Annotated in this window: 17 protein-coding genes and 1 tRNA gene; 7 read left to right on the top strand and 11 right to left on the bottom strand. The window is 72.9% G+C overall.

The genetic code is table 11. From position 1 onward, the window contains the following. Positions 1 to 1,015 precede the first annotated feature (1,015 nt). Positions 1,016 to 1,252, top strand: coding sequence for a hypothetical protein (locus QA634_RS33370; protein ID WP_018263218.1), 237 nt, complete (start codon positions 1,016 to 1,018; stop codon positions 1,250 to 1,252). 21 nt (positions 1,253 to 1,273) lie between these two features. On the opposite strand, the gene QA634_RS33365 is transcribed toward QA634_RS33370, so the two are convergent. Beyond that, a complete protein-coding gene (locus QA634_RS33365) occupies positions 1,274 to 3,349 on the bottom strand; it encodes a prolyl oligopeptidase family serine peptidase (RefSeq protein WP_012336239.1) in 2,076 nt (691 codons plus the stop codon). Between the two features lie 214 nt (positions 3,350 to 3,563). Here QA634_RS33365 and QA634_RS33360 point away from each other — a divergent pair, with 214 nt between their 5' ends. Further along, positions 3,564 to 4,772 carry a ceramide glucosyltransferase gene (locus tag QA634_RS33360; protein ID WP_012336238.1) on the top strand — a complete coding sequence of 403 codons (1,209 nt, stop codon included), beginning with the start codon at positions 3,564 to 3,566 and terminating at the stop codon, positions 4,770 to 4,772. Further along, positions 4,751 to 4,835 (top strand) — tRNA-Leu (locus QA634_RS33355). The genes QA634_RS33360 and QA634_RS33355 overlap by 22 nt, the downstream gene beginning before the upstream one ends. 92 nt (positions 4,836 to 4,927) lie before the next feature. Here QA634_RS33355 and QA634_RS33350 read toward each other — a convergent pair. Together QA634_RS33350 and QA634_RS33345 are read right to left on the bottom strand one after the other, a co-directional pair. Then, entirely contained in the window at positions 4,928 to 6,619 is a 1,692-nt protein-coding gene (locus tag QA634_RS33350) for a methyl-accepting chemotaxis protein (protein ID WP_012336237.1), read from the bottom strand. 286 nt (positions 6,620 to 6,905) lie between these two features. Beyond that, positions 6,906 to 7,721 carry a L,D-transpeptidase gene (locus tag QA634_RS33345; protein ID WP_012336236.1) on the bottom strand — a complete coding sequence of 272 codons (816 nt, stop codon included), beginning with the start codon at positions 7,719 to 7,721 and terminating at the stop codon, positions 6,906 to 6,908. Positions 7,722 to 8,025: 304 nt separating this feature from the next. Here QA634_RS33345 and QA634_RS33340 point away from each other — a divergent pair, with 304 nt between their 5' ends. Then, entirely contained in the window at positions 8,026 to 8,541 is a 516-nt protein-coding gene (locus QA634_RS33340; protein WP_012336235.1) for a MucR family transcriptional regulator, read from the top strand. A gap of 128 nt (positions 8,542 to 8,669) precedes the next feature. Beyond that, a complete protein-coding gene (locus QA634_RS33335; RefSeq protein ID WP_012336234.1) occupies positions 8,670 to 8,966 on the top strand; it encodes a GCG_CRPN prefix-to-repeats domain-containing protein in 297 nt (98 codons plus the stop codon). Between the two features lie 190 nt (positions 8,967 to 9,156). On the opposite strand, the gene QA634_RS33330 is transcribed toward QA634_RS33335, so the two are convergent. The 5 genes from QA634_RS33330 to queC form a co-directional block, all read right to left on the bottom strand. Then, positions 9,157 to 10,047, bottom strand: coding sequence for a 3'-5' exonuclease (locus QA634_RS33330; RefSeq protein WP_012336233.1), 891 nt, complete (start codon positions 10,045 to 10,047; stop codon positions 9,157 to 9,159). 108 nt (positions 10,048 to 10,155) lie between these two features. Further along, entirely contained in the window at positions 10,156 to 11,457 is a 1,302-nt protein-coding gene (locus tag QA634_RS33325) for an MFS transporter (RefSeq protein ID WP_018263225.1), read from the bottom strand. A gap of 167 nt (positions 11,458 to 11,624) precedes the next feature. Further along, positions 11,625 to 13,175 carry a UxaA family hydrolase gene (locus QA634_RS33320; protein WP_012336231.1) on the bottom strand — a complete coding sequence of 517 codons (1,551 nt, stop codon included), beginning with the start codon at positions 13,173 to 13,175 and terminating at the stop codon, positions 11,625 to 11,627. A gap of 197 nt (positions 13,176 to 13,372) precedes the next feature. Then, positions 13,373 to 14,539, bottom strand: a complete 1,167-nt coding sequence (locus QA634_RS33315; RefSeq protein WP_012336230.1) for an acetyl-CoA acetyltransferase — start codon at positions 14,537 to 14,539, stop codon at positions 13,373 to 13,375. A 118-nt stretch (positions 14,540 to 14,657) separates the two neighbouring features. Continuing rightward, the gene (gene queC / locus QA634_RS33310) at positions 14,658 to 15,359 is read right to left on the bottom strand and encodes a 7-cyano-7-deazaguanine synthase QueC (RefSeq protein ID WP_012336229.1); all 702 of its coding nucleotides are present in this window, start codon (positions 15,357 to 15,359) and stop codon (positions 14,658 to 14,660) included. Positions 15,360 to 15,526: 167 nt separating this feature from the next. Here queC and QA634_RS33305 point away from each other — a divergent pair, with 167 nt between their 5' ends. Then, positions 15,527 to 16,162, top strand: a complete 636-nt coding sequence (locus tag QA634_RS33305) for an FMN-binding negative transcriptional regulator (RefSeq protein WP_012336228.1) — start codon at positions 15,527 to 15,529, stop codon at positions 16,160 to 16,162. Positions 16,163 to 16,195: 33 nt separating this feature from the next. On the opposite strand, the gene queD is transcribed toward QA634_RS33305, so the two are convergent. Both queD and queE read right to left on the bottom strand, forming a co-directional pair. Further along, positions 16,196 to 16,552 carry a 6-carboxytetrahydropterin synthase QueD gene (queD, locus tag QA634_RS33300; RefSeq protein ID WP_012336227.1) on the bottom strand — a complete coding sequence of 119 codons (357 nt, stop codon included), beginning with the start codon at positions 16,550 to 16,552 and terminating at the stop codon, positions 16,196 to 16,198. Between the two features lie 97 nt (positions 16,553 to 16,649). Continuing rightward, entirely contained in the window at positions 16,650 to 17,282 is a 633-nt protein-coding gene (gene queE, locus QA634_RS33295) for a 7-carboxy-7-deazaguanine synthase (RefSeq protein ID WP_012336226.1), read from the bottom strand. 310 nt (positions 17,283 to 17,592) lie between these two features. Between queE and QA634_RS33290 the strand changes: the two genes are divergently transcribed. Further along, positions 17,593 to 19,113 (top strand): D-alanyl-D-alanine carboxypeptidase family protein, encoded by a 1,521-nt coding sequence (locus QA634_RS33290; protein ID WP_012336225.1) that lies wholly within the window; start codon positions 17,593 to 17,595, stop codon positions 19,111 to 19,113. A 27-nt stretch (positions 19,114 to 19,140) separates the two neighbouring features. On the opposite strand, the gene QA634_RS33285 is transcribed toward QA634_RS33290, so the two are convergent. Then, entirely contained in the window at positions 19,141 to 19,818 is a 678-nt protein-coding gene (locus QA634_RS33285) for a TetR/AcrR family transcriptional regulator (protein ID WP_012336224.1), read from the bottom strand. Positions 19,819 to 19,832 lie beyond the last annotated feature (14 nt).

Below are 19,832 nucleotides of genomic sequence, written 5' to 3'. Positions count from 1 at the left end.
TCGAACTTCGGGAATCGCATAACCAACGATCTCCGTGAGAAGACATCTTGCCAAAAAAAGAGTCCTAAAAAACATCTTCCAGAAATACTCCTCGCTGCGGATTGCGAATGATTGTCGTGCGGCTCACTGACAACAGTTCACCCTGTCTTCAGAGATTGAAACGAGGAAATATGAAGTCGAACTTTGGCCATTTCCTGCGTTTGTTCATGATGAATTGGATGACAAGGCGTTTGCACCAACGTCCGCATAAACTCTGCCGAGAAACATAGAGAGTGATATGAAAAGTATCGATAATACAACCGCACAGCGAGCCAAGATGCACCCATGTCGCCCAAGATTTACAATGAGATATCCTGCTGTGATGGAGACCGTATAACCGAATTGTGGAGCGGCAAAGAAAAAAGCATACGTCCTCGAAAAATTCCATATACTCCACATATGTATCTGGCCAACACCCTGCTTTCAGACGCACTCACGATCGTCACCCGGAGCGTGGTGTCGCTGGTAGATCATCCACCAGGGCAACGGCCGGACCGGCTCGGTCAGAATTCTCGCCGATCAGGTCGGTGCTTTCCGTGGTCATGGAGCGGCGGCATCGCACCACCGACTTGTCGGTCCGCTCCTGCAGGAGCGCCCCCCGCGCGCCGCCGGATCGCCGCCTTGTCGGGGAAGTGCCGATCACCTCGGTGCGCCGCGGTATCTCGCCGTCGCGCCACTCCGGCGGGTCGGTCGCGTGCAGCCTGGCCCGGTGCGTGACCGGGAAGCCCGTGGAGGGCAACGCTGGGATTGCTCCTTTTCGCAGACCGGGCAATCGCACGGTCAGCGACACTGTTCCAAGGAACACGCCCTTGTATTCGCCCGTCCCGAAGCGGACCCGGTCGTTAACGCCCCTTTAACCAAGCCGGCGCGACTCCTCACCGGCCGGGCCGGGCGAGCCGGTCCGGCATCTCGCGCGGTTCGCCCGGGCCCGCCGGCCGCGAGCCGCCCCTCTCGCGGTGGGAGTCGTGAGGCGGCGATGAGCCTGAATCGGATCCGGAAGGCCTCGGCCGCGAAGGCCATGGCGACGACCCGCGCCCTCGCGGATCAGCGGGCGAGCGAGGTCGCCCCCGTCCTGGCGGCGATCCGGGCGGAGGGGATCACCAGCGTGGCGGGGATCGCCCGGGCGCTCACCGCCCGGGGGGTGCCGGGCCCGCGGGGCGGCGCGTGGCATCGCGGCGCCGTCGAGGCCGCCCTGCGCCGCACCCACCACTGACGGGCCGGCGCGGGAGGAGATTCAGGCCACCTCCGGCTCCCAGCCGATGGCGCGCCGCAGGAAGGCCGCCCCGAGCGCCGCGAAGGTCGCGGTCTCCTGGCTGTTCTTGCCGTAGGAATGCCCGCCCGCCTCCGGCTCGTAGAAGCGGGCCGGATAGCCCATGGCCTGCAGCTTCGCCGCCATCTTGCGGGCGTGGCCCGGATGGACGCGGTCGTCCCGCCGCGTCGTGGCGATCAGGATCGGCGGGTAGGGCCGCCCGGGCGCGGCGACGTGGTAGGCGGAGATGTGCCGGAGGAAGGCCCAATCCTCCGCCGCGTCCGGGTCGCCGTACTCGGCCACCCAGCTCGCCCCGGCGAGCAGCCGGTGGTAGCGGCGCATGTCGATGAGGGGGATCGTGCAGAGCAGCGCCCCGAACCGCTCCGGGTAGCGGGTCAGCATGTTGGCGACGAGCAGGCCGCCATTCGAGCCGCCCTCGGCGGCGATCCGGTCGGGCCGGGTCACGCCGCGGCGCACGAGGTCGGCCGCGACCGCGGCGAAATCGTCGTGCGAGCGCGCCTTGCCCTCGCGGCGGCCGGCCTCGTGCCAGGTCGTGCCGAACTCGCCGCCGCCGCGGATGTTGGCCACCACGCGGGTGCCGCCCTTCTCCAGCCAGAGCCGGCCGAGCACCGCCGAGTAGCCGGCGAGGTTCGAGACCTGGAAGCCGCCGTAGCCCGAGAGGTGGACCGGCGCCTCGCCGGTCTCGCCCGGCGGCCCCGCCTGCACGTAGGGAATGCGCTCGCCGTCGACCGAGACCGCCTCGTGCCGGGTCACCACCAGCCCCTCGGCCGAGAAGGTGGCGGGCGCCTGCCGCAGGATCGTCGGCCCGCCGGGGCCGGGCCGGGTCAGCATCAGGGTCGCCGGCGTGACCGGGTCGTTGGCGGCGGCGAGGAGGTCGCCGTTCGCCTCGTCCTCCTCGGCGTCGAGGGACCAGACGCCGACCATCCCGAGTTCCGGCAGGCCCCCGACCTCGCCGCGCGCCCAGTCCTCGTCCGGCCGGAAGACCGGGAACCGCGCCCGCAGGTCGTCGAGCACCGACAGGACGAGGAAGGGGCCGGACCAGAAGAAGCCCTGCAGCGCCCGCCGGGGACCGGGCTCGAACAGCACGCGGAGATCGCGCGCGCCGGCCAGGAAGGCGTCGAGGCCGATGCCGAGCAGGGTGTCGGGCGGGTGGGTCGTGCCGCCGAGGGTCCAGGGCGAGCGGGTCCGCACGACCAGGACGCCCCGGCTCCACTGCGCGTCGGCATCGGTCGGCAGGTCGAGGCGGATCTTGGCGCCGGACCGGTCGCCGAGATGGGTCACGCCGTCGAAGAAGCCGGTGCGCTCGACGAAGACGACGCGCTCGGGCGCCGCCTCCCGGTCGTGGCTGGCATGGACCGCCATGCTCTCGGGCGGCGCCTCGAAGATGACCGGCGCCGCCAGGGGATCGCCGCCGCGGGTCCAGAGCCGGACGGTGCGGGCGTAGCCCGACAGGGTCGCCATGCCCTCACCGAGGGGACTCGCCAGCAGCACCGTGTCGCGGTCGAGCCAGGCCGGATAGCTCTTGCCCTCCGGCAGCACGAAGCCGTCCGGCACGAAGGCGCGGGAGGGCAGGTCGAATTCGCGCACCACGGCGGCGTCGCCGCCGCCGCGGGAGAGCTTGAGCAGCGCCCGGTCGTGCGATCCCGGCAGGCTGATGGCCCCGGCCCAGACCCAGTCCTCGCCCTCCTCGCGGGCGAGGGCGTCGAGGTCGAGGAGGAGCTCCCACTCCGTGTCCGGCGCCCGGTAGGAGGCGAGGGTGGTGCGCCGCCACAGGCCGCGGGGATGGTCGGCATCCTGCCAGTGATTGTAGAGCAGCCCGCCCCGCCGCGTGACGCCCGGGATCTTGTCGGGCCGGTCGAGGGCGGCCTTGAGCCCGTCCCGGTCGGCGGCGAGGCGCCCGTCCGCGAGCGCCTCGAGGGTGGCGGCGTTCTGCGCCTCGACCCAGGCCAGGGCCCGCGCCCCGTCGATCTCCTCCAGCCACAGGTAGGGATCGTCGTCGGGCGCCGCGAGGGTCGGGCGGGGATCGGGCGTGGGGGTCATGGCGGGGTCCGGCAGAGGGCGTCGCGCCCGAGCCTAACCGCCCGCCGCGCGCCGTCCAGATCCCCGCAGTTGAGCGGGATGGCCCGGCGCCGCGGACCGCGGCCGGCCTGCAACCGATCCGCGCCGTCACACGGTTGAAACACGCCGGCGGTTTGAACGCGCTGCGTCCGGCTGCCGCCGCGCGCGGACCGGCCTTCGTGCCGACGGGACATCCATGACCGGCTCCTGGCTCGCCGCCCTCTGCCTCGCGCTGACGGCGATCAACCTCATCAGCCTGGCGATCGGCCTGTGGCGGATCGGCCGGGCCCGCCGCGGCGGGCGGGACGCGGCGGCGCCGGTCTCGATCGTGCGGCCGCTCTGCGGCCTGGAGCGCTTCAGCGAGGAGACCCTGGCCTCGGGCTTCCGGCTCGCGCATCCGTGCTACGAGCTGATCTTCTGCGTGGCGCGGGCGGGCGACCCGATCGTGCCGCTGGTGCGCCGGCTGATGGCGGCGCATCCCGCGATCCCGGCCCGGCTGATCCTCGGCGAGGAGCGGGTGAGCGAGAACCCGAAGCTCAACAACTGCGTGCGCGGCTGGGAGGCCGCCCGGCACGAATGGGTGATCCTGGCCGATTCGAACGTGCTGATGCCGGCCGATTACGTGCAGCGCCTCGTCGCCGCGTGGCGGCCCGAGACCGGCCTCGTCTGCTCGACCCCGGTCGGCGCCGCGCCGCTGGGCTTCTGGGCCGAGGTGGAATGCGCCTTCCTCAACACCCTGCAGGCGCGCTGGCAATATGTCGGCGAGAGCCTCGGGCTCGGCTTCGCGCAGGGCAAGAGCATGCTCTGGCACAAGCCGTTCCTGGAGGCGCATGGCGGGATCCGGGCGCTCGGCGCCGAGATCGCCGAGGACGCGGCGGCGACGAAGCTCGTGCGCGCGGCCGGCCGCCGGGTGCACCTCGTGGGCGCCCCCTTCCCGCAGCCGCTGGGGCGGCGCCGGGCGGCGGAGGTCTGGGCGCGCCAGCTGCGCTGGGCGCGGCTGCGCCGGGTGACATTCCCGCTCTTCTTCGCGCCGGAGGTCGGGATCGGCGCCCTGGTGCCGATGGCCTGCGCGGCCCCGGCGGCGGGGGGCGGCCTCGCCGGGCTCCTGGCCGTCCTCGGGACCGGCGCGCTCTGGTACGGAGGGGAGTGGATCCTGGCGGCCCGCAACGGCTGGCACCGCTCCTGGCGCTGGCCGGCGGTCTGCCTCGCCCGAGACGCGATGCAGCTCGGCGTCTGGCTGGCCGCCTGGGTCGCCCGCGACGTCGTCTGGCGCGGCAACGCCATGGTGGTCCGCGCCAAGCCCGCCGGCGCCTCGGCGCCGGTGCCGCCCCGGCCTGAGCGCGGGATTGACACCACCGGGCCGGCGCGGCACAGCGGGGGCGTGCCCGCATGGCGGAATTGGTAGACGCGGACGACTCAAAATCGTCAGCCGCAAGGCGTGGGGGTTCGATTCCCTCTGCGGGCACCAGCCAGATGCGCCGTCCGCCGCGCCGGCGGCCCCGGGCGCCGCCGCGCCCCGCGCGGGGGCGGGACGGCAACCGGCCCCGCCCGGGCGCGCCCTCAGGCCGCCTTCACCCGCGCGAGGAACCCCGCCACCTCCTGCGCCAGACCTTCGGAGTGGCGGGCCAGCTCCTGGGCCGCGCTCAGCACCTGCGAGGCGGCGGCGCTGGTCTGGCCGGCCCCCTCGCGGACACCCGCGATGGTGGCCGTCACCTGCTCGGTCCCCTGCGCCGCCTGCTGCACGTTGCGGGTGATTTCCTGGGTCGCCGCCCCCTGCTGCTCCATGGCCGCCGCCACGCTCGCCGCGTAGCTCGACATCTCGGCGATGACCCGGCCGATCTCCTGGATGTCGCGCACCGCCTCCTGGGTCGCGCCCTGGATCTCGCCGATGCGCCCCCCGATCTCGTCGGTCGCCTTGGCGGTCTGGCCGGCGAGGTCCTTCACCTCGCTCGCCACCACCGCGAAGCCGCGCCCCGCCGCGCCCGCCCGGGCGGCCTCGATCGTGGCGTTGAGCGCCAGCAGATTCGTCTGCGCGGCGATGCCCGAGATCATCGCCACCATCGTGCTGATTCCCTCGGCGGTGGCGTTCAGCCGCTGCACCGTCGCGTCCGTGTGCGCCGCCTTGGCCACCGCGACCTGCGCGATCTGCGCCGATTGGGTGACCTGATGCACGATCTCCTGCACGCAGGCCGCCAACTCCTCGCTCGCCGCCGCCACCGTCTGCACGTTGGCCGAGGTCTGGGTGGCGGCCCCGGCGACCGTGACGCTGCGCTGCGTGGTCTCGTCGGCGGTGCCGGCCATCGCCGCCGCCGTCGCCTCCATCTCGGTCGCCGCCGCCGAGAGACCCTGGGTGAGGGCCGAGACGCTGCGCTCGAAGCCGCGGGTCAGGTCGTCGAGCAGGGCGGCGCGGCGGATCTTGGCCAGGTTCTCCGCGTCCCGGGCCTGCGCCATCTCCCGCGCCGCGACGGCGTCGTCCTTGAACACCTGCAGCGAGCGGGCGAGCGAGCCGATCTCGTCGCGGCGCTCGGTGCCCCGCACCATCACGGCGAGGTCGCCCGTGGCCAGCCGGCCCATGGCGGCCGCCATGGCGCCGAGCGGGCGGGTGACGCCCAGGACCGCGATCGCCGCGAGCACGCCGATCGCCGCCAGCAATCCGCCGACCGCCACGACCGCGAGGGTCACGCCCGCGGAGGCCGCGACCCCGGCCGCCCGCGCCTTGGCCTCGTCGAGGTCGCGCAGGTTGACCTCGACGCGCTGGTTCGCCGCCTCGACCAGTTTGAGGCGCGCCTCGCGCCCCTCGCCGCCCGAGATCCGCTTCGCCTCCGCGTCCTCGTTCCTCAGGGCGTACCGGATCGTGCGGTCGGCGGTGGCGAAATACGCCTCCATCAGCGCCTTGACCCCCTGGTTGGCGGCCTGGCGCTCGGGCGTGTCGGCGAGGGCGATGAGCTGGTCGATGCGGTTTGCCGCGCGCTGCCGGTCCTCCTCGAACTGCCGGTTCAGGGCGGACATCAGCGCCGCGTCGCTCTCCAGGATGATGTTCTTCTCGCGGATGGTCGCCTCGTCCACCGCCAGCGCGGCCTGCAGCGCCAGGATGGCGCGCGCGGCGCGCAGGTCGACGATCTGCCGCGTGTTCTCCGCCAGGGTCGCGAGGCTGACCTGCGCCAGCAGCACCAAGCCGGCCGAGACGGCGATCAGCAGCGCGGCCGGTATGGCGAGTTTGGCGAGCAGTTTGAGGTTGTTGAACGCACGCATCGGTTTACCTGTCGGGACCTGCCAGGAGGGCCGAACGCCGCCCCTCCCGGCGCTGGTGGCCCATTCATCAGGCTCGCTTTCCGTTAACGGGACATGAGTCTGCAACCTCGCCGGACACGGCCGAGGCCGCCTCCGAGATCGCCGAGGGTCCCCCGATGATCGGCTACAACATTGACGAATCGACGTATTTTCGGCCCGACGTGGCGCAGCGGCAGCGCAACCCAAAGTGGCACAGAGGGCAGGCTACTCCTGACGGCCTAATCCGATTGCAGTGGCCCCGCGAGCCTCACCCAATCACGACGACCTGCGCCCCCACGGCGACGCGGGCGTAGAGGTCGATCACGTCCTGGTTGATCATCCGGATGCAGCCCGACGAGACGCTGCGCCCGATGCTCTCCGGCTCGGTGGTGCCGTGGATGCGGTAGAGCGTGTCCTTGTTGTTCTGCCACAGGTACATGGCCCGGGCGCCGAGCGGGTTGTGCGGGCCGCCCGGGACGCCGAGCCCGCTCTGGAGCTGGCTCACCTGCCGGGCCAGGGCCGGCTGGCGGGCGATCATCTCCTTGGGCGGGTACCAGTCCGGCCAGGCCTGTTTCGAGTTGATCGTGGCGTTGCCCGACCACGCGAAGCCCTGGCGCCCGACCCCGACGCCGTAGCGGCGCGCCCGCCCGCCCGGCTGCACGAGGTAGAGGTGGTGCGCCCGCGGGTCGATCACCACCGTGCCGGGCTCGTAGCGCCCGCCATAGGCCACGTCCTGGCGCAGGAAGGCGGGATTGGCCCGCTGCCAGCGGAAGGCCGGGATCGGGAACGGCTCGGTCGTCACCGCCGCGTAGGCGCGGGCGTAGTCGATCGGGCCGTCATCCACCACCTGGGCCGGCTCCTCCGGCGCCGGCGCCCGGCGCGGCGAGCCCCAGAACGGGTCCGGCTCCGGCTCCACCGGGCGGCGGCGCGGGCCGAACAGCCAGCCGTCCTCCGGCTCCGGGGCGGGAACCGGCGCGCGCTGCGGCCAAGCCGCCGCCGCCCCCGGCAGCGCGCCGCTGAGGAGCGCGGAGGCGAGGCCCGTGGCGGTGCACGCGACGAGGGAGCGGCGGGTCTGGTCGGTCATGGTCGCTCGGGAGGATCGTCGGGCGGCCGGGACGGACGCCTTTCGCGGGGTTTGCCGCAAGTCTTTGCAAGGGCTTGACGGCCGAAATGAGACCCCAAGCGGCTCCCGTCAAGGTGGGCGCGCGACGGCGGCTCGGACCAGCCCCGCGGCCGGCACATACCTGCTGCTTTGTCAGCCGATCGCGCACAATAGATTTGTGACGATGAAAACTATCAAATGCGCACGAAAACCCCTACATCAGGTCTAAGTTGACCTTCGGACAAAGTGATATACATCCTCTCATAGATCAACAATGTGGTGCCCCATGACAACCGACGACGCAGCCTCCCCGCTCGACCTGATCGGGCTCACGGCCGACATCGTGTCGGCCTACGTCTCCAACAACTCGGTGCCGGCGTCCGAGGTCGCCGGGCTGATCAGTTCCATCCACCACTCGCTCGGTCAGCTGGTGGCGCCGCCGGAGCCGGAGGCGGAGAAGCCGGTGCCGCCGATCCCGATCAGGAAGACGGTGACGCCGGACCACATCATCAGCCTGGAGGACGGCAAGCCCTACAAGACGCTCAAGCGTCACCTGGCGGGGCGCGGGCTCACCCCCGACCAGTACCGCCAGAAATGGGGCCTGCCGCCCGACTACCCGATGGTGGCGGCGAACTACGCCGCCCAGCGCTCCGAACTCGCCAAGACGAGCGGCCTCGGCCAGAGCCGGCGGGCCCACGGCGGCGCGCGCAGCGCCGCGCGCAGCGCCGCGCCGGACGCGACCGTCTCGGGACCCGGATCCGAGGGGGCGCCGCGTCGCGGCCGCCCGCGCAAGGGCGGCTGAGGGTGGGCCCGCACTTGAACGGCGGGCCGCGGCACCGCTCATCGGGCATTCAGCCCGCCGCGGATAGGCCGGGCGGGTAGCCTGGCCGGCCATTCGGCCGTCCAGGCCCTGTCTGGAGTGTCCACACGATGAGCTACGTCAAGCTGCTCGGCCTCGCCGCCCTCGTGGCGGGCGGGCTCGGACTGCTCGGTGCGGCGCAGGCCGCCCCGATCGGGCTCGGCGCGGCCGGCGCGGTGGCCGGCGAGCCGGTGACGATCCCGGTGCTCGGCGGCTGCGGCCCGGGCTTCGCCCCGAACCGCTTCGGCTATTGCCGACCGTTCTACGGGCCGCGCCCCTTCTACGGACCCCGTCCCTACTATTACGGCCCGCGCCCGTACTGGCGTCGCCCCTATTACGGGCCGCGGCGGTTCTACTACGGCTACTGATACCAAATCCGCTTGGTTCCTTCGGGATGGCGGATTTGGGGATGGCGGATTTGGGCTCCGCGCAGGCGCCTGAGCGACGCCGACATCCGCATTGCCGAAATCGGAGATGGCGAAGCCATCTACCGGATGGCGGATGAGCCCGCCGCGACGATCCGGAACCCGGTGCCCAGCGCCGGGTTCCCCGCCGGCGTCACGCCTCCGGGTCGGCCCGGCGGGAGAAGCGGTCGCGGGCGGTGAAGCGGTCCGCGGGCAGGCCGGGCAGGCTGCCGCCGTAGATCTCCCGCGACAGGAACGAGCGCTCGATCTCGATCTGCGCCTCGTCGAGGTCGATGTACCAGCAGCGGCGCCGGCTCGACCATCGGTAATTTCGGTCCTTCAGCCGGTTCTTGAGCGCGAAGGGCGCGTCGGAGGCCCAGAGCCGCACGGTCGGGCGGCGGGCCGCCTCCAGCAGCGCCGCGAGGGCGAGGCGCCCGGAGCGCCGCAGCGGCTGGGCGAGGAGCCAGAGCAGCGCCTCGCAATCGTCGATCGCCCGGTGGCCGTTGTGGAATCGGCCGTGATCGGCCAGCAGCCCGCCGAGCCGGGCCGCCTCGTGGCCCTCGTCGCGCCAGTCGATCTGGTGGCAGGAGCAGGCCCAGTTGAGCTCGGCGAAGAAGGGCCAGCGCACCTCGCACATCCGCCGGTCGAAGCGGGCATTGTGGGCGATCACCACCCGGGCCTTGGCGGCGAGCGCGGCGACGGCCGCGTCGTCGATGCGCTTGCCGGCCACGTCCGCGTCCGTGATGCCGGTGAGGCGCGTCACCGCCTCGGGGATCGGCTTGCCGGGCTGATGGAGCTGGTTGAAGCGGTGGCGCACCCGGTAGATCCGCCCGCTCTGCCCGTACGTGAAGGCGACGATGCCGAGTTCGATCACCTCGTCGCAGGCGGGGTCGAGCCCGGTCGTCTCGGTGTCGAGGACCAGCCCCAGATAGGTCGGCTCGTCCGGGGGCGCGGGGGCGGGCACGAGCGGATTCAGGCGCCGCAGCACCCGGTACTCCCCGGTCCGCTCCAGGACGGCGGCAATGTCATCGAGCGCGTCCGTCACGTCTCTACCCAACCGGACGTTGACCACGCTCCCGCTTAACGCCGCCCGGGCCGCCGTTCCAGGGCGGTCCGGGCGGGATCCACCGGCGGATGAGCCGCCGGTGCCCGATCAGCCGGAGACCGGCAATGCGGCGCCGAGGGTGGCCGGCCGGTCGGCGAGGCGGCCCGCCACCACGAGCCCGACCAGGGCGACCGCCGCGATGATGAGGCCGGGCGCCGCCGTCCAGCCGGTCGCGCCGATCAGGGCGTTGGCGGCGAGCGGGCCGAGGCCGCTCAGCAGCGTGAAGCCCAGATTGAGCGAGAGCGCGACGCCGCTGAACCGCACCCGGGTCGGGAACAGCCCGGCGAGCAGGTACGCGAAGGTGCCGTTCGCCCCCGCCACCGCGACCGTGAGGAGCGGCAGGACCAGGAACAGGTTGGCGTCGCCCCGCGCCAGCACCTGGTAGGCCGGCACGACGCCGAGCAGGAGCAGGAGGGCGGAGCCCTGCATCAGCCGCCGCGGCGCAACGCGGTCGGCGAAGGACGAGGCGAGCAGCAGCGAGGCCGACATGGCGAGGAGGGCGAGGTTCATCGCCAGCGCCACGGTCTTGGGCGGGTAGTGCAGCACCTGGATCAGGTAGGCCGGCATGTGGGCGAACAGGATGCCGTTGAAGCCCGCCGTGAGGGCGACGATGCCGATCCCGGCGAGGACGGCGCGGCGGTGCAGCCGCAGCACCTCGCCGACCGGGCTGCGCGCCGCGAGGTGCTGCAGGCGCAGGAATTCCGGCGTCTCCTCCAGGCTGCGCCGCAGCCAGAAGCTCACGAGGCCGAAGAGGCCGCCGATCAGGAAGGCGATGCGCCAGCCGTACTCCGCCATCACGGCGGGGGGCAGCCAGGATTGCAGGGCGAGGTTCGCCAGGGCGGCGAGCAGCACGCCGCCGTTCACGAGGCAGAACACGATGCCGCAGGCGAGGCCGGGCCGGCGCGAGGCGGTCTCGACCACGAAGGTGATGGCGCCGGGCAGCTCGCCGCCGATGCACAGACCCTGCACGAAGCGCAGGGCGACGAGGAGGAGCGTCGCCGCCACGCCCCAGCTGGCATAGGCGGGCACCAGCCCCATCCCGAGGGTGCAGGCCGACATGGTGAAGACCGTGACCACGAAGACGGTCTTGCGCCCGTAGCGGTCGCCGAAATGGCTCAGCACCATGCCGCCCAGCGGGCGGGCGAGGTAGCCCACCGCGAAGACCGCCAGGGAGAGCGAGAGGGCCGCGATCGGGTCGCTCTGCGGGAAGAACGCGGCGGCGATGTCCTTGGCGAAGATGCCGTAGACGATGAAGTCGTAATACTCGAGTCCGCCGCCCAGGCTCGCGAGCAGCGTCATTCTCCATTGGCGGCGGGTCAGGTCGCTCCCGCCGACGGCATCGGGTGTCATCATCCTCCTCCTGGGCCTCCTGGTCTCGGGCCTGCCGCGCTCTTGGACCTGCTGGTCTTGGACCTGCTGGTCTCGGGCCTGCTGGTCTCGGGCCTCTTGCTCCTGAGCCTCTCGCCGGGCCTCCCGTCGAGGGCCCGGCGCCCCATAGCCCGGTTCGGCGCGCGCGCCTACATCACCGCGCCGATCTGCCAGGGCACGAACTCGGCATCGCCGTAGCCGAGGGCCTCCGACTTCGAGCGCTCGCCCGAGGCGACCGCCAGGATCTTGGCGAAGATCTCATCGCCCTTGCGCTGGATCGGGACGCCGTCGAGGACATCGCCGCAATCGATGTCCATGTCCTCCTCCATGCGGCGGTAGATCTCGCTGTTGGTGGCGAGCTTGATCGAGGGCGTCGGCTTGCAGCCATAGGCCGAGCCGCGGCCGGTGGTGAAGCAGAGGATGTTGGCCCCCCCCGCCACCTGGCCGGTGGCCGAGACCGGGTCGAAGCCGGGCGTGTCCATGTAGACGAAGCCCCGCGCGGTCACCGGCTCGGCGTAGCGGAAGACGCCGTTGAGCCGCGTCGTGCCGCCCTTGGCGGCGGCGCCGAGGGATTTCTCCAGGATGGTGGTGAGCCCGCCCGCCTTGTTGCCGGGGGAGGGATTGTTGTTCATCTCGCCGCCGTTGCGGGCCGTGTAGGCCTCCCACCAGCGGATCATGCCGACGAGTGTCTCGCCGATCTCGCGGGTCGCCGCGCGGCGGGTGAGGAGGTGCTCGGCGCCGTAGATCTCGGGGGTCTCGGACAGGATCGCGGTGCCGCCCTCGGCGACGAGCCGGTCGACCGCGGCGCCCAGCGCCGGGTTGGCCGTGATGCCCGAATAGCCGTCCGAGCCGCCGCATTGCAGGGCGAGCACGAGTTCGGAGGCCGGCACGGTCTCGCGCCGCGCCGCCGCGACGGCGGGCAGCATCTCGCGGATCGCCGCGACCCCGGCCTCGACGCTGCGGCGGGTGCCGCCGGTCTCCTGGATGGTGAAGCTGCGGAACGTGTCGCTCTCGGCGATCCCGTAGGCGCGCTTCCAGCGGTCGATCTGGAAGCCCTCGCAGCCGAGGCCGACCATGATGATCCCGCCCATGTTGGGATTCGCCGCGTAGCCCCACTGCGTGCGCTTGAGGATCTCGGCACCCTCGCCCTGGAGGTCGTAGCCGCAGCCGGTGCCGTGAACGAGGGGGATGATGCCGTCGATGCTCGGATAGGCGTCGAGGAGGCCGGCGCGGCGCACCTCCTCGGCGATGAAGCGGGCGACCGAGGCCGAGCAATTCACCGAGGTGAGCACGCCGAGGTAGTTGCGGGTGCCGACGCGGCCGTCCGCCCGGCGGTAGCCCTGGAAGCTCGCCCGCTCGGCGAGCGGCCGCATCGGGGTCTCGCGGGCCTCCTCGGCGAACCGGTAGTCGCGGGCGAAGTCGCCCTTGGCCTCGCCGAGGCCGACATTGTGCTCGTGGACCCACTCGCCGGGCGCGATCGGGCGGCTCGCGAAGCCGATCACTTGGCCGAACTTGCGGATCGGCTGGCCCTCCGGGATCGGGGCGGTGGCGATCTTGTGGCCCCGGGGCACGCGCCCGCCCGCCGCGACGCCCTCGACCCGGTCGCCCGCCGCGATGGCGTCGACCGCGACCACGACGTTGTCCTCGGGGCTCAGGCGCACGGTGCGGGGAGAGGCGGGCAGGGCGGCGGCGGCGGACATGGGGCGGCTCCGGGGAGGCGGGGACGGGAGTGCGATAAGACGGGAGGTCCGGTTGCCGCCCGGTGCGGGCGGCGGATCCCAAGCCGGACGGCGTGCGGCCATTCCGCTTGGTCTCTTGGTGTCGCATCATCGGTCGCCGCCGAACCGGCGACCGCTTCGGCGCGTGATGCGGGGGCCTCCCGGCGCGGCCTGCGGCGCTACTTGATGCGCTCCAGCACGCTCACGTAATTGGCGACCGCGACGCCGCCCATGTTGAACACGCCGGCCAGCGTCGCGCCCGGGATCTGCATCCCGCCGGCCTCGCCGCAAAGCTGCATGGCCGAGAGGGCGTGCATCGAGACGCCGGTCGCGCCGATCGGATGGCCCTTGGCCTTGAGGCCGCCGGAGGGGTTCACCGGGAGCTTGCCGTCCTTCAGGGTCCAGCCCTCGCGGATCGCGTCGGCGCCGCGGCCCTCGGGGGTGAGGCCCATCGCCTCGTACTCGATGAGTTCCGCCACCGTGAAGCAATCGTGGGTCTCGACGAGCGAGAGGTCGTCGAGGGTAACGCCCGCCCGGGAGAGCGCGCGCGCCCAGGCGGTCGCGCAGCCCTCGAAGCGCAGCACGTCGCGCTTCGACATCGGCAGGAAATCCTGGGCGTGGGCGGTTGCCCGGAAGGCCACGGCCCGGCGCAGGCGCAAAGCCGTCTCCGTGTCGGCGAGGACCAGGGCGGCGGCCCCGTCCGAGACCAGCGAGCAATCGGTGCGCTTGAGCGGGCCGGCGACGATCGGGTTCCTGTCGGAGGGCGTGCGGCAGAACTCGAAGCCGAGATCCTTGCGCAGCTGCGCGTAGGGATTGGCGACGCCGTTGCGGTGGTTCTTGGCGGCGATCATGGCAAGCGCGTCGGATTGGTCGCCGTGGCGCTGGAAGTAGCGGGCCGCGATGCCGCCGAACACGCCCGCGAAACCCGCCGGCGTGTCGCCGTCCTCCGGCAGGTAGGAGGCCTTGAGCAGGTTGGTGCCGATCTCGGCGGCGGGGGTGCGGGTCATCTGCTCGACGCCGACCACCAGCACGATGCGGGCGTGGCGCGCCTCGATGCTCTTGATGCCCTGGTGCACCGCCGCCGAACCGGTGGCGCAGGCATTCTCGACCCGCGTCGCCGGCTTGAAGCGCAGGGCGTCGTCCGCCTGCAGCACCAGGGAGGCGGTGAAGTCCTGCGGCGAGAAGCCGGCGTTGAAATGGCCGAGGACGATCTCGTCCACCTCCTGCGCGGCGAGCCCCGCATGGGCGAGCGCCTCCTCGGCGGCGCGCACGACGAGGCTCTCGACGGTCTCGGTGTCGTGCTTGCCGAAGGGCGTGTGGCTCCAGCCGACGATGCAGGCGGTCATGGCGTGTCTCCTCCCGGGGCCGGTCCGCGGCCCGGGGGCCGGTTCGGCGCTGTTCCGCCCCTTTTGCGTGAGGTCACGGCCCCGCACAAGCGCGCGCCGGGAAGCCCTGGCGCGCGCCTCAGGCCGCCCTGAACCGCGCGTAGCCCGCCTCCCGCAGGCGGCAGGCCGGGCAGGTGCCGCAGCCGCGGCCCCAGGCGTGGCGCGCGCCGCGCTCGCCGAGGTAGCAGGTGTGGCTGTCCTCGACGATCAGGTCGACCAGCGCCTCGCCGCCGAGGTCCCGCGCGAGGCGCCAGGTCTCGGCCTTGTCGATCCACATCAGCGGCGTGTGCAGCACGAAGCGCCGCTCCATGCCGAGGTTGAGCGCCACCTGGAGCGCCTTGATGGTGTCGTCGCGGCAATCGGGATAGCCCGAGTAATCGGTCTCGCACATGCCGCCGATGAGGTGGCGCAGGCCCCGGCGATAGGCCAGCGCGGCCGCGAAGGTGAGGAAGACGAGGTTGCGGCCCGGCACGAAGGTGTTGGGCAGCCCGCTCTCCGCCAGCGCGATGGCGCCGTCGCGGGTGAGCGCCGTCTCGGAGATGTCCCCGAGGACGCCGAGGGGCAGGGTGTGGTCCTCGCCGAGGCGCCGCGCCCATTCGGGCTTCAGCGCCGCGAGGCCCGCCCGCAGGCGGTCCCGGCAATCGAGTTCGACCCGGTGGCGCTGGCCGTAATCGAATCCGAGGGTCTCGACCCGCGCGAAGCGGTCGAGGGCCCAGGCGAGGCAGGTGGTGGAATCCTGCCCGCCGGAGAACAGCACCAGCGCGCCTTCGTCGACCGTCATCGTCTCGTCTCCCGGGACCAGGTTTCAGTGGACCGGGACGCGCGGCGCCGCAAGCGGGCGTGCCATCACGGCGCGCGATGCGCCCGATCACGAAGTGTCGTCGGTCGCGTCATTGATGCCGGGCTGCAACCGTGCGACGAGACGGGTCGTCTCCAGGATCGCCGCCGATGTACCAGCCGCCCCATTTCCGCGAGGACCGCCTCGGCGTCCAGCACGACCTCATCCGCGCCCATCCGCTCGGGCTCCTCGTGACGGCCGGGCCCGGCGGGCTGATGGCGAACCCGATCCCGTTCCTGATCGACGGGCAGGCCTCGGAGCGCGGGACCTTGCGCGCGCATCTGGCCCGCGCCAACCCGCAATGGCGGGATCTCGGCGCGGTCGCGGAATGCCTCGTGGTCTTCCAGGGCCCGCAGGATTACGTGACGCCCTCCTGGTACGAGACCAAGCGCGAGACCGGCAAGGTCGTCCCGACCTGGAACTACGCCACGGTCCATGCCTGGGGCGCCCCGCGGGTGATCGAGGAGGCGGGCTGGCTGCGCCGGCAGATCGAGGATCTGACGCGCCTGCGCGAGGCCGGGCGCCCGGCGCCCTGGGCCGTGGGCGACGCGCCCGAGCCCTTCATCGCGGCCCAGATCCGCGGCATCGTCGGGATCGAGATCCCGATCACCCGGATCGAGGGCAAGTGGAAGATGAGCCAGAACCGGCCCGAGGCCGACCGGGCGGGCGTGCTCGCCGGCTACCGGGCGATGGGCGGGGAGGGGGCCGCGATGGCGGCGGCGGTGGCCGAGCGCAACGGGCTGTAGCGGCCGGGCGCGAGGCGGCCGCGGCCGGAACGCCTACGCCCCGTCATACTCCGCCCAGGACATCGGCGTCTCGAACACCTTGACCGAGGCGAGCGCCGGCAGGGCCGGGCGGGCGCGCCGCCAGATCCAGATCGCGATGTGCTCGGCGGTCGGGTTCTCCAGGCCCGGCACCTCGTTCAGGCAATGGTGGTCGAGCTCGGCGAGGAGGGGCGCGAAGGCCGATTCCACGTCGAAGAAGTCCACCACCCAGCCGGTGCGCGGGTCGACCGGCCCGTCGAGGGTCAGTTCCACCCGGTAGGAATGGCCGTGCATGCGGCGGCAGCGATGGGTCTCGGGGACGTTCGGCAGCCAGTGCGCGGCCTCGAAGGTGAAGGCCTGGGTGATCTTCATGGGTGTTCGTCGGGACGATGGGGCGCTCGGCGCAAGCGCGGATGGGCCCCCATAGCACCGGCCGGCCGGGGACCCAAACCCGTGGAACCGGGGCCGGTCAGGGAATGCCGATCAGCTTGTGGGTCTGGAGGCTGAGCCGCCAGCGGGCGTCGCGCCGGCAATGCGCGACCGCGGCGGCCAGGTGGGCGGCCCGGTCCGGCCCGTCCATCGGCTGCAGGAAGAAGTGGCGGAAGTCGAGCCCGGCCACGTCCTCGGGCGCCAGGCCGGCCTGCGGGTAGACGAGCTTGAGCTCGTCGCCGCGGGTCAGGCGCAGGGGGGCGCCCGCCTTGGGGCTCACGCAGATCCAGTCGAGGCCCTCGGGCGCCTCCTGCGTGCCGTTGGTCTCCACCGCGGCCGCGAAGCCGCGGGCGCGCACGGCCGCGAGCAGGGCGGCATCGAGCTGCAGCAGGGGCTCGCCGCCGGTGAAGACCACGAAGTGGTTGCGCGGCCCGCCCTCCCAGGCCGCCGCGATGGCGGCGGCGAGCGCCTCCGCGTCCGGAAAGCGCCCGCCGCCCGCGCCGTCCGTGCCGACGAAATCCGTGTCGCAGAAGTGGCAGACGGCCTCGGCCCGGTCGGCCTCGCGCCCGCTCCACAGGTTGCAGCCGGCGAAGCGGCAGAACACGGCGGCGCGGCCGGCCTGGGCGCCCTCGCCCTGCAGGGTGTGGAAGATCTCCTTGACGGCGTAGCTCATCGGATCCCCGCGCCCGGCTCCGCCCGGGCTCTCCAGCCCCTGCCAGATGGGAGGGGGCCGCGCAACCGCATCCCCGGCGCGCCGCGGCACGGCCGACGGGCGGGCTGCTGTGGAGTATCGGGATGACGGGGACGCCGCCATGCTGCCGCCACGGATGGCGCGTTGATGCGAGCGGAGCGGCGCTGTCAAAGGAGCCGCCCTTGCCTTACATTCTGGGTCCACCGGCCACGGGATGTCTGAACGGGGGCGCGGCCGGTCCCGGGCCGCGCGGGCTTCGCGTGGCGGGATCGGTCCGACGGGGATGCGACTGATGATGAAACCTGCCCCGCTCGCGCGGCTGCTCGGGCGTCTCGTGGGGATCGCCGGCCTCCTGGCCGCGGGCGCGGCCGGCGCCGTGACGCAGCCGATGCTGGTGGTCGACGTCGATTCCGGCAAGGTGCTCTACAGCCAGGCGGCGACCGACCCCTGGTATCCGGCCTCGATCACCAAGCTGATGACCACCTACGTGGCCCTCGACCTCGTGCGCCAGGGCCGGGCCTCGATGGACCAGCTCCTCACCATCTCGGCCGAGGCCGCCGCCGAGCCGCCCTCCAAGATGGGCTTCAGGCCCGGCACCCAGCTCACCCTCGACAACGCCCTCAAGATCATCATGGTGAAGTCGGCCAACGACGTCGCCTGGGCGATCGGCGAGAATCTCGGCGGCTCGATCGACAATTTCGCCGCCCTGATGAACGAGACCGCCCAGCGGCTCGGCATGCGCGACAGCCACTGGTACAATCCGAACGGCCTGCCCGACCCGCGGCAATGGACCTCGGCGCGCGACATGGCGATCCTCGGCCGGGCGCTCCTGCGCGACTTCCCCGAGAACCGCGACCTGTTCTCGATCTCGGCGATCCAGTTCGGCCGCGCCGTGATGGCGAACCACAACGGCCTGCTGGGGCGCTACGCGGGCGTCGACGGGATGAAGACCGGGTTCATCTGCGCGGGCGGCTTCAACGTGGTGGCGAGCGCGACCCGCAACGGCCGGCGGATCATCACCGTGGTGATGGGCCAGCCCACCGCCCGGGAGCGCGACCTCAAGGCCGCCGACCTGTTCGATTACGGCTTCGGCCAGAGCAGCTGGGGCGGAAGCGGCCTCGCCGACCTGCCCGCCTCCGCGATGCCGGCCCCGCCGGACCTGCGCCCCTACGTCTGCGACCGGCGCAAGCCGATGCCGACGGATTCCGACTCGACGGCGGTGTCGGCGAGTTCGACCAACGACACGACGGCGGCGCAGCTCCTGGGCGCCACCGCGCCGCCCTCCGCGGCCCTGGCCTTCGCCACGATGAGCAGCGCGGCCCTGAAGGGGCGGACCCTGCCGCCCCGCGCGCCCCTGCAACCGGTCCTGGTCTGGACCGGCCGCGACCCGGCCGAGAGCGCCGTCGCGGCGGTGGACGAGAGCGAGGCGAAGCCGCCGCGGCCCGCCGCGCGGATCCGTGCGGCGCGGGCGAAGCCCGGCCCGGCGCCGAGCCGCGCCATCGCGGCGACGGGCGCGACGGTGCCCCAACCGAAGCTCCTGGCCCGCGCGCGCGCCGCCGCCCCGGCCGCCGCCTCGGCCTACGCGCCGGCGCCCCGCACCACGCCGGTGATCGCCGAGGGCAAGGGCGGCAGGCCGGCCGCGGCGAAGCCGGTGGCCAAGCCTGCCGGCAAGCCAGCCGCCAAGGCGGCGGCCAAGGCGGCGGCCAAGGCGGCCGCCAAGCCGGGGAAGGCCGAGACGCCCAAGGCGGTGGCCGTCGCCGCCAAGGCCGGCCCCGCCAAGGCGGGGGCCGGCAAGCCGAAGAGCACCAACTGACCGCCGGCCCGCCCCGCGGCGGCGCCCTCAGCGCACCCGCACCCCGTTCAGGAACAGGCGGACGGCGGCCTGCCGCCGGCGCTCCTGCGTCTCCGGGTCCGTCCGGATGCCGTAGAGCGCGAGGCGCGACTGGCGGCCCAGGACGAGGTTGAGGAAGAGGTCCGCGGCGATCTCCGGGTCCTCCAGCACGATCTGGCCGCGATCCGCGAAGCCGGCGAGCAGCGCCGCCACCGCGCGCACGCCGCGCAGCCAGCCCTCCTCATGGGCGAGCCGCGCGATCTCGGGGAAGTCCATCGCCTGCGCGACGATGCAGCGCTTGAGCGCCTCGGCGCCCGGCAGCGTCGCCTCGGCGAGCAGCGCCCGGCTCAGGTCGTGCAGCACCCCCTCCACGTCGGCGGGCCCGGCCCGCCGCGCCTGCGCCTCCGCCGCGGCGGAGAGGGGCGCGAGCCAGGCCGCGACGCGCTCGCGCAGCACCGCCGTGAACAGGGCCCGCTTGTCCCGGTAGCGGCCGTAGAGCGTCGGCTTGCTCACGCCCGCCGCCTCCGCCACCGCGTCCATGGAGGTGCCCTCGAAGCCGCGCTCCATGAACAGCCGCGTCGCCGCCTCGACGAGCCGCGCGTCGCGCCGCGCCGCCTCCTCGCGGGTCGGGCGTCCGCCGCGGCCGCGCCGCACGCCGTCGGGCCGCTCCGTCACCGCGCTCGTCATCCCACGGCCTCCTT

This window comes from Methylobacterium sp. CB376 (genome assembly GCF_029714205.1).
Lineage (GTDB): Bacteria > Pseudomonadota > Alphaproteobacteria > Rhizobiales > Beijerinckiaceae > Methylobacterium.
The sequence above is the reverse complement of the archived record's forward strand: the minus strand, read 5'-3'. Positions and strand labels throughout refer to the sequence as shown.